4 protein-coding genes are annotated in these 7,569 nt (G+C 43.4%); all 4 read left to right on the forward strand.

The annotated features are described in order from the left end of the window. The first annotated feature begins 1 nt into the window (after position 1). The 4 genes from rpoC (at position 2) to fusA (ending at position 7,456) form a co-directional block, all read left to right on the forward strand. The gene (gene rpoC / locus RF53_RS16770; RefSeq protein WP_006791259.1) at positions 2–4,177 is read left to right on the forward strand and encodes a DNA-directed RNA polymerase subunit beta'; all 4,176 of its coding nucleotides are present in this window, start codon (positions 2–4) and stop codon (positions 4,175–4,177) included. A gap of 194 nt (positions 4,178–4,371) precedes the next feature. Beyond that, a complete protein-coding gene (gene rpsL, locus RF53_RS16775; protein ID WP_002958885.1) occupies positions 4,372–4,746 on the forward strand; it encodes a 30S ribosomal protein S12 in 375 nt (124 codons plus the stop codon). 97 nt (positions 4,747–4,843) lie between these two features. Beyond that, entirely contained in the window at positions 4,844–5,314 is a 471-nt protein-coding gene (gene rpsG, locus RF53_RS16780) for a 30S ribosomal protein S7 (protein WP_004588211.1), read from the forward strand. 27 nt (positions 5,315–5,341) lie between these two features. Further along, positions 5,342–7,456 (forward strand): elongation factor G, encoded by a 2,115-nt coding sequence (gene fusA / locus RF53_RS16785; protein ID WP_006791258.1) that lies wholly within the window; start codon positions 5,342–5,344, stop codon positions 7,454–7,456. Positions 7,457–7,569: the final 113 nt, after the last annotated feature.

The raw sequence follows: 7,569 nt of genomic DNA on the forward strand, positions 1-7,569 counted from the left end.
GGTGAAAGACTTACTTAAGTTTCTGAAGCAACAAAATAAGACCGAAGAATTCGATGCAATTCGCATTGGTCTTGCTTCACCAGACATGGTTCGTTCATGGTCATACGGTGAAGTAAAGAAACCTGAGACTATTAACTACCGTACTTTCAAGCCTGAGCGCGATGGCTTATTCTGTGCCCGTATTTTCGGCCCAGTGAAAGATTATGAGTGTTTATGTGGTAAATATAAACGCCTTAAACACCGTGGTGTGATCTGTGAGAAGTGTGGCGTTGAAGTTACACTGACCAAAGTGCGTCGTGATCGTATGGGTCATATTGACCTTGCGAGCCCAGTAGCACATATATGGTTTTTAAAATCATTACCGTCACGTATCGGCTTAATGCTAGATATGACGCTTCGTGATATTGAACGTGTTCTTTACTTCGAATCATTCGTAGTAACTGAGCCTGGTATGACAACGCTTGAGCGTGGTCAGTTACTAGGTGAAGAAGAGTACCTAGATGCATTAGAAGAGCACGGTGATGAGTTTGAAGCGAAGATGGGTGCTGAAGCAGTTTTAGACTTGCTTCGTGAACTTGATCTTGGCCAATTAATTGCTGAGATGCGTGAAGAGTTACCAACAATTAACTCTGAAACTAAGCGTAAAAAAATCACTAAACGTCTTAAGTTAATGGAATCATTCCACCAATCAGGTAATAACCCTGAGTGGATGATCATGACAGTACTTCCAGTATTGCCACCTGATCTACGTCCATTAGTACCACTAGACGGTGGTCGTTTTGCGACATCTGATCTAAATGACCTTTACCGTCGTGTTATTAACCGTAATAACCGTCTTAAGCGTCTATTAGATTTAGCTGCACCAGACATTATCGTACGAAACGAAAAACGTATGTTACAAGAAGCGGTAGATGCGCTACTTGATAACGGTCGTCGTGGTCGTGCTATTACAGGTTCTAACAAGCGTCCGCTCAAATCTCTTGCTGATATGATCAAGGGTAAGCAAGGTCGTTTCCGTCAGAACTTACTTGGTAAGCGTGTAGATTACTCAGGCCGTTCTGTAATCACAGTAGGTCCTACACTTAAGCTTCACCAATGTGGTCTTCCTAAGAAGATGGCACTTGAGCTATTCAAACCGTTTATCTACGGCAAACTAGAGCGTCGCGGCATGGCTACGACAATCAAAGCTGCTAAGAAAATGGTAGAGCGTGAAGTAGCGGAAGTATGGGATGTATTAGACGAAGTAATTCGTGAACATCCGGTATTACTAAACCGTGCACCAACACTTCACCGTTTGGGTATCCAAGCGTTTGAGCCTGTGCTTATCGAAGGTAAAGCGATTCATTTGCATCCATTAGTATGTGCGGCTTACAACGCCGATTTCGATGGTGACCAAATGGCGGTACACGTACCGTTAACAATTGAAGCACAGCTTGAAGCACGTGCATTGATGATGTCAACAAACAACATTCTATCTCCTGCGAATGGTGAGCCAATCATCGTTCCTTCACAGGATGTTGTATTGGGTCTTTACTACATGACCCGTGATTGCATCAACGCAAAAGGCGAAGGCGCAATATTTAAAGATCCTAAAGAAGCAGAAAAAGCATACCGTAGCGGTAATGCAGACCTTCACGCTATTGTGAAAGTACGTATTAGCCAGTCAGTTGCTAACGAGCACGGTGTAGTAGAAGATACTACAACGGTTATCGAAACAACGGTAGGTCGTGCAATTCTGTCTCTAATTTTACCAACTGGTATGCCGTTTGAGTCAATCAACCAGCCACTAGGTAAAAAGCAGATTTCTAGCTTGTTGAATGAGTGTTACCGTCGCTTAGGCCTTAAAGACACCGTTGTGTTTGCTGACCAAGTTATGTACACCGGTTTCCATTACGCAATGAAGTCTGGTGTTTCTATCGGTATCGATGACTTAGTTATCCCACCGGTTAAAGCGCAGATCATTGAATCAGCAGAAGCTGAAGTAACTGAAATCAACCAACAATTCCAATCAGGTCTTGTAACGGCTGGTGAGAAGTACAACAAAGTTATCGATATCTGGTCACGTGTAAATGAAAACTTATCACGTGAGATGATGGCTAACTTGTCGAAAGACACAGTAACCAACGCGAAAGGTGAAGAAGTAGAGCAACCGTCATTTAACTCAGTGTTTATGATGGCCGACTCAGGTGCTCGTGGTAGTGCCGCTCAGATCCGTCAGCTAGCAGGTATGCGTGGTCTAATGGCACGTCCAGATGGTTCAATCATCGAGACACCAATCACGGCTAACTTCCGTGAAGGTCTAAACGTACTTCAGTACTTCATCTCAACTCACGGTGCGCGTAAAGGTCTTGCCGATACAGCACTGAAAACAGCGAACTCGGGTTACTTAACGCGTCGTCTAGTAGACGTAGCACAAGATTTGGTAATCAACGAAGACGACTGTGGCACAGAAGATGGCTTAACAATGAAACCGCTTATTGAAGGTGGTGATGTTGTAGAAGCGCTTCGCGAACGTGTACTAGGTCGTGTTGTAGCTGAAGATGTTGTTATTCCAGGTACTAATACTGTACTTGTAGAACGTAATATCATGCTTGATGAAAAACTGTGTGACCTTTTAGAAGAGCACTCGGTTGATGAAGTACGCGTACGCTCAGTTATCACATGTGATAATGACTTTGGTGTATGTGCTAACTGTTATGGTCGTGACCTTGCACGTGGTCATATCATCAACGCAGGTGAATCAGTAGGTGTTATCGCGGCACAGTCAATTGGTGAGCCGGGTACACAGCTTACGATGCGTACATTCCACATCGGTGGTGCGGCATCTCGAGCGTCAGCTGAAAATAATGTACAAGTTAAAACTAACGGTACATTAAAACTTCACAATGCTAAGTATGTATTAAATACAGACGGTAAAATTGTTATTACGTCTCGTTCAACGGAAATCACTATCATCGATAGTCATGGCCGTGAAAAAGAGCGTTATAAAGTACCTTATGGTGCAGTATTAACAGTTCAAGACAATGCAGAAGTTCAAGGTAACGACATTGTTGCTACTTGGGACCCGCATAGTCACCCAATCGTTCTTGAGCACAAATCAAAAGTATCGTTTAGCGATATCGATGACTCGAATACAGAGACACAAACCGATGAACTAACTGGTTTGACTCGTATCGTAGTTAAAGACCTTGCTAAAGCGAATGCTAAAGAGCCTAAACTTATCATCGAAAGTGATGAGCGTGGTCTGCAAGAAACACGTCTTCCTTCATTCACAACGATTGAAGTAACAGACGGTGCGACTGCAAACCCAGGTGACGTGTTAGCACGTATCCCGCAAGAAGGCTCTAAAACTCGTGATATCACGGGTGGTCTACCACGCGTAGCCGACTTATTTGAAGCGCGTAAGCCAAAAGATCCAGCTATCTTAGCTGAAATCACCGGTACTATTAGCTTCGGTAAAGAGACTAAAGGTAAGAAGCGTTTAGTTATTACTCCAGCTGAAGGCGATCATTACGAAGAAATGATTCCTAAGTGGCGTCAACTTAACGTGTTTGAAGGTGAGCAAGTGTCTAAAGGTGAGGTAATTGCCGATGGTCCTGAATCACCACATGACATCTTACGCCTTCGTGGTGTTACTCATGTTGCTAACTACATTGTTAACGAAGTGCAAGAGGTTTACCGTTTGCAAGGCGTTAAGATCAATGACAAGCACATTGAAACAATTATCCGTCAAATGTTACGTAAATGTACCATTTTACACGGTGGTGATACTGACTTCTTAGCTGGTGAACAAATCGAAGTGGCGCGCGTTAATATCGCAAACCGTGACCTTGAAAAACAAGGTAAGATCCCAGCGAAGTTTGAAATCCAGTTAATGGGTATTACTAAAGCATCACTAGCGACAGAATCTTTCATCTCTGCAGCGTCTTTCCAAGAAACAACACGTGTTCTTACAGATGCAGCAGTGAATGGTAAGAGCGATGAGCTTCGCGGTCTGAAAGAAAACGTAATTGTGGGTCGTTTGATCCCAGCCGGTACCGGTTTTGCGTATCATCAAGATCGTATGGCTCGCCGTAAACAAAGCAAAGAAGTAGTAGAAGAGCAAACAGTAAGCGCTGAAGAGGCAACTCAAGCACTAACTGATGCACTAAATGCTGATTTGTCTGGAAATCAATAAACTGTTCTTAATCAATAGATTAAGAGAACGTAAGGCAGTTAAGTGCTGTCTTACGGTTAGTTTAGGTTGACAGGTTAAACTTTGCTCATTAAAATTCCGCCACCCATTTACTTGTGTGCTTATCGTAGGCAGGTAATAAAGGGCGGATTTTTTTATTTTTTTCAGTAGTAATTTTAATTTCAGGAGCTATTTAAATGGCAACTATTAACCAGCTAGTGCGTAAGCCACGCCGTAGCAAGGTTACGAAAAGTAACTCAGCTGCACTAAAAGCGTGTCCGCAAAAGCGCGGTGTATGTACTCGTGTATATACAACTACACCTAAGAAACCAAACTCAGCGTTACGTAAAGTAGCTCGTGTACGTTTAACTAACGGTTTCGAAGTAACATCTTACATCGGTGGTGAAGGTCATAACCTTCAAGAGCACAGTGTAATCCTAATCCGTGGTGGTCGTGTTAAAGATTTACCAGGTGTGCGTTTTCACACTGTACGTGGTGCACTTGACTGTGCAGGCGTTAGCGACCGTCGTCAAGCTCGTTCTAAATACGGTGCAAAACGCCCTAAAGGGTAATTGTATTCCGTTAGTAAGGCCAAGCACTAAATATTATTAATTATTGTTTTGGGTGATTGACTCGAAAGAGCAAACCTGAATAAACCGGAGATACAAAATGCCTAGAAGACGCGTAATAGGTCAACGTAAAATTCTTCCAGATCCTAAGTTCGGATCGGAACTTCTTGCTAAATTCGTTAACATCGTAATGTTAGACGGCAAGAAATCTACTGCTGAAAAAATTGTTTATGGTGCGCTAGACGTGGCTGCTGAGAAATCAGGCAAGTCGCACCTAGAAATCTTTGAATCTGCACTTGATAACATCCGTCCACAGGTAGAGGTTAAATCTCGCCGTGTTGGTGGTTCAACTTATCAAGTACCAGTTGAAGTACGTCCAGTTCGTCGCAACGCATTAGGTATGCGTTGGTTAGTAGACGCTGCACGTAAGCGTGGCGAAAAATCTATGGGCTTACGTTTAGCTCAAGAAATCGTTGACGCTGCTGATAATAAAGGCACTGCGGTTAAGAAACGTGAAGACGTTCACCGTATGGCTGAAGCGAATAAAGCATTCGCTCATTACCGTTGGTAATCTGTCCTTAACCTTTAAGAGGATCATATGGCACGTACAACTCCACTTGAGCGCTACCGTAATATCGGCATAGTAGCTCACGTAGATGCAGGCAAAACCACCACAACAGAACGTGTTCTGTTCTACACTGGTCTTTCTCATAAGATCGGTGAAGTACATGATGGCGCTGCAACTATGGACTGGATGGAGCAGGAACAAGAGCGTGGTATCACAATCACTTCTGCTGCAACAACGTGTTTTTGGAAAGGGATGGACGCTCAATTTGACGCCCATCGTATCAATATTATTGATACTCCAGGACACGTAGATTTCACTATCGAAGTAGAGCGTTCTTTACGCGTACTTGATGGTGCGGTAGTTGTGCTTTGTGCTTCTTCTGGTGTACAGCCGCAAACTGAAACAGTTTGGCGTCAAGCGAACAAATACGAAGTTCCAAGAATGATCTTCGTAAATAAAATGGATCGCACGGGCGCTGACTTTTTAGCTGTTGTTAGCCAGGTGAAATCTCGTCTTGGAGCAACGCCTGTTCCAATTCAGTTGCCAGTAGGCGCTGAGGACGACTTTAAAGGTGTTATTGACCTTATAAAAATGAAAGTGATTAACTGGAACGAAGCGGACCAGGGTATGACTTTCACATATGAGGCAATACCGGCAGACCTTCTTGAGTCAGCTGAAGAATGGCGCTCTCATTTAGTTGAAAGCGCTGCTGAAGCCTCAGAAGAACTAATGGACAAATACTTAGAAGGTGAAGAGTTAAGTGAAGCAGAAATTAAAAATGCTTTACGTCAACGCACATTAGCCAATGAGATTGTTCCAGTAACTTGTGGAAGCGCATTTAAAAACAAAGGTGTTCAAGCGGTGCTTGACGGCGTTGTAGAATACATGCCTTCACCAGAACAAGTTAAACAAATCCAAGGTATCTTAGAAGATGGTACCGAAGAGGAACGTCCAGCTGATGATAAAGCGCCGTTTGCTGCACTTGCATTTAAAATTGCAACAGACCCGTTTGTTGGCACTTTAACCTTTTTCCGTGTTTACTCTGGTACTGTTAAACAGGGTGACGCGGTATACAACCCAGTTAAAAGTAAGCGTGAGCGACTTGGCCGTATCGTACAGATGCATTCAAACTCTCGTGAAGAGATCAAAGAAGTCTACGCAGGCGACATCGCGGCGGCTATTGGTCTTAAAGACGTTACAACAGGTGAGACACTGTGTGCTCCGAATTCAATTATTACGCTTGAGCGTATGGAATTCCCAGAACCAGTTATCTCTGTTGCGGTTGAGCCTCGCACAATCGCTGACCAGGACAAGATGGGTATCGCGCTAGGTAAACTAGCTGCCGAAGATCCGTCTTTCCGCGTACAAACTGACGAAGAATCAGGCCAGACAATTATTTCTGGTATGGGTGAACTTCACCTAGATATTATCGTCGACCGTATGAAACGTGAATTCAGTGTTGAATGTAACGTTGGTAAGCCGCAGGTTTCATATCGTGAAGCTATTCGTTCAACTGTAGAAGTTGAAGGAAAGTTCATTCGTCAATCAGGTGGTCGTGGTCAATATGGTCACGTTTGGTTGAAGCTTGAACCGATGGATATTTCGGATGATGATTCTCCAATTTACGAATTCGTTAACGAAACCGTAGGTGGATCAGTTCCTAAAGAATACATCCCAGCGGTAGACAAAGGTATCCAAGAGCAAATGTCTCAAGGTGTACTGGCAGGCTATCCTTTACTTGGCGTTAAAGCGACTTTATATGATGGTTCGTTCCATGATGTAGATTCGAATGAAATGGCATTTAAAATTGCAGGTTCATTAGCTATGAGAGACGGTGCGCTTAAAGCAAACCCAGTTCTTTTAGAACCACTAATGAAGGTTGAGGTAATCACTCCTGACTCAAACATGGGTGATGTAGTTGGCGACTTAAACCGTCGTCGCGGCATGATCGAGGGCATGGAAGATGCACTTGGTGGACTTAAGCAAATAAATGCGCAGGTTCCACTGTCTGAAATGTTCGGTTATGCGACTGCTTTACGTTCTGCAACTCAGGGTCGTGCTTCTTACTCTATGGAGTTTTTGAAGTACGCTGAAGCCTCAAAGCAGGTTGCAGATACAATAATTTCAGCTCGCGCTGTAATATGATTTTAGCTTGTCTGGCTCAATAGTGAGTCAGGCTTTAATTTCTTAATTAGGAATTTTTTAAGATGGCAAAAGAAAAGTTTGAACGCGTAAAACCGCACGTAAACGTTGGTACA

The sequence above is a fragment of the Pseudoalteromonas sp. ECSMB14103 genome, from assembly GCF_000813065.1.
GTDB lineage: Bacteria > Pseudomonadota > Gammaproteobacteria > Enterobacterales > Alteromonadaceae > Pseudoalteromonas > Pseudoalteromonas marina.